Annotated in this window: 2 protein-coding genes; both read left to right on the top strand. The window is 70.5% G+C overall.

All coding sequences use genetic code 11. From position 1 onward, the window contains the following. Positions 1 to 890 (top strand): beta-ketoacyl reductase (locus tag AB0D04_RS42605; RefSeq protein WP_362712869.1); only part of this gene is annotated, 890 nt, incomplete at its 5' end. Between the two features lie 49 nt (positions 891 to 939). After that, a partial coding sequence (locus AB0D04_RS42600; RefSeq protein WP_362712868.1) for a beta-ketoacyl synthase N-terminal-like domain-containing protein occupies positions 940 to 2,486 on the top strand: 1,547 nt, incomplete at its 3' end.

Here is a 2,486-nt window from a genome sequence, read left to right as displayed (position 1 = left end):
CGGCCAACACCTTCCTGGATGCCCTGGCCCAGCACCGCAGGGCCCGGGGTCTGCCGGCCACCTCGCTGGCCTGGGGCCTGTGGGCCGAGGCCAGCAGCATGACCGGACACCTTGCCGCCGCCGACACGACCCGCATGTCCCGGGGCGGTGTGCGGCCCCTCACCACCGAGGAAGGCATGACGCTGTTCGACGCCGCTCTCCGCACGGCCACGGCGACGCTCGTTCCGATCAACCTGGACCTCGCGGGACTGCGAGCGAAGGCGACCCCGGTCCCCGCCCTGCTGCGCGGACTGGTCCGTACCGACAACCGACGGATCGCGGAGTCCGCCGACGCCGGACAGGGCTCGTCCTTCGCACAGCGCCTCGCCGGCATCGCCGAAGCTGACAGGGACAGGTTCCTGCTGGACCTCGTCCGCGGCCATGTCGCGACCGTACTGGCCTATTCCTCGGCCGACATGGTTGAACCGGGCCGGGCGCTGAGCGAACTCGGCTTCGATTCATTGACCTCGGTCGAGCTGCGCAACCGGCTCGCCACAGCGACCGGGCTGCGCCTGCCGGCCACCCTGGTCTTCGACTACCCGACGTCGGCCGCGCTGGCGGCCTACGTGCGCGACTCGCTGGACACCGACCAGGCCCCGACGCGCCAGGTGACACTGCTCGACGACCTCGGCCGCCTTGAGGCCGCGCTCTCCGCCGTCAGCCCCGAAGAGCTCGCCTTCGCGGACAACGAGGCCACGCGGGACAGCGTCGCGGCCCGGCTGCGGTCCTTGCTGCACCGCTGGAACGAGGTGCAGGCGGGGCCGGACGCCGGTGCCGACGACAGCGATCTCGACGAGGCGAGCGACGACGAGCTTTTCGAGGCTCTCGACAACGAACTGGGGCGCTCCTGATGAACAAGTGGGACGACGGCCGCGGCCGATACGAGGGTGCGCTGTGACGGTGAACGACCAGAAACTCCGTGACTACCTGAAGCGGGCGACCGCCGATCTGCGCGAGGCCAATAGGCGCGTCCGCGAGTTCGAGGAGCGGGAAGCCGAGCCCATCGCGATCGTTGGCATCGGCTGCCGGTATCCCGGCGGCGTCCGGTCGCCGGAGGAGCTGTGGGAGCTCGTCGCCTCCGGCAACGAGGCCATCGGTGCACTGCCGACCGACCGCGGCTGGGACCTGGAGAAGCTCCTCGACCCCGACCCGGACCGGCCCGGCACCAGCTACTCCCACGCCGGCGGATTCCTTTACGACGCGGCCGACTTCGACGCCGACTTCTTCAGGGTCTCGCCGCGTGAGGCGGTGGCGATGGACCCGCAGCAGCGGCTGCTGCTGGAAGTCTGTTGGGAGGCGTTCGAACGGGCCGGCATCGACCCGGCGTCGTTGCGCGGCAGCCAGACCGGTGTATTCGTCGGAGCCGCCCCGTCCGGTTACGGCTCGGGCCGGCGGGCAAGCGCCGAGAACTCCGAAGGCCACGTCCTCACCGGCAATGCGACCAGCGTCATCTCCGGCCGCCTCGCCTACACCTTCGGGCTGGAGGGCCCGACGGCGACGGTCGACACCGCCTGCTCGTCGTCGCTGGTGGCACTGCACTGGGCACGTCAGGCGCTGCGGCAGCGCGAGTGCTCGCTGGCCATCGCCGGCGGCGTCACCGTCATGGCGACGCCGGGCATCCTCACCGCGTTCAGCCGGCAGCGAGGCCTGTCCGCGGACGGCAGGTGCAGGGCGTTCGGCACGGGCGCGGACGGCTTCGGCCTTGCCGAGGGCGCGGGCATGCTGGTCCTGGAGCGGCTGTCCGACGCCCGACGCAACGGACACGACGTGCTCGCCCTCATCCCCGGCTCGGCGATGAACCAGGACGGTGCGTCGAACGGCCTCACAGCGCCCAACGGCCCCTCACAGCAGCGCGTCATCGTGCAGGCTCTGGCGAACGCTCGCCTCTCGAGCCAGCAGATCGACGTGGTGGAGGCGCACGGTACGGGTACGACGCTCGGTGATCCGATCGAGGCACAGGCCCTGATCGCCACCTACGCCCGCGGCCGCGACGCACAACGCCCGCTCTGGATGGGCTCGTTGAAGTCCAACATCGGTCACACCCAGGCCGCCGCGGGAGTCGCGAGCCTCATCAAAATGGTGATGGCGATGCGGCACGGTGTGCTGCCGAAGACTTTGCATGTCGACGAGCCCACACCGCATGTGGACTGGTCTGCGGGTGCGGTGGAGCTGCTGTGCGAGGCGCGGCCTTGGCCGGAGACGGGTCAGGCGCGTCGGGCGGGTGTGTCGTCGTTCGGTATGAGCGGCACGAATGCGCATGTGATTTTGGAGCAGGCGCCGGCGGTTGCTGAGGTGGCGCGGCCCGAGGCGGATGTGTTGGGTGAGGGGCCGGTGGCGTGGGTGCTGTCGGGGAAGTCCGAGGTGGGGTTGCGGGGGCAGGCGGAGCGGTTGGGTGCGTTTGTTGCTGAGCGCCCGGAGTTGTCGTCTGCGGATGTGGGTTTCTCGTT

The sequence above is a fragment of the Streptomyces sp. NPDC048483 genome, from assembly GCF_040651455.1.
Lineage (GTDB): Bacteria > Actinomycetota > Actinomycetes > Streptomycetales > Streptomycetaceae > Streptomyces.
This window is presented reverse-complemented; position numbering and strand designations above follow the sequence as displayed.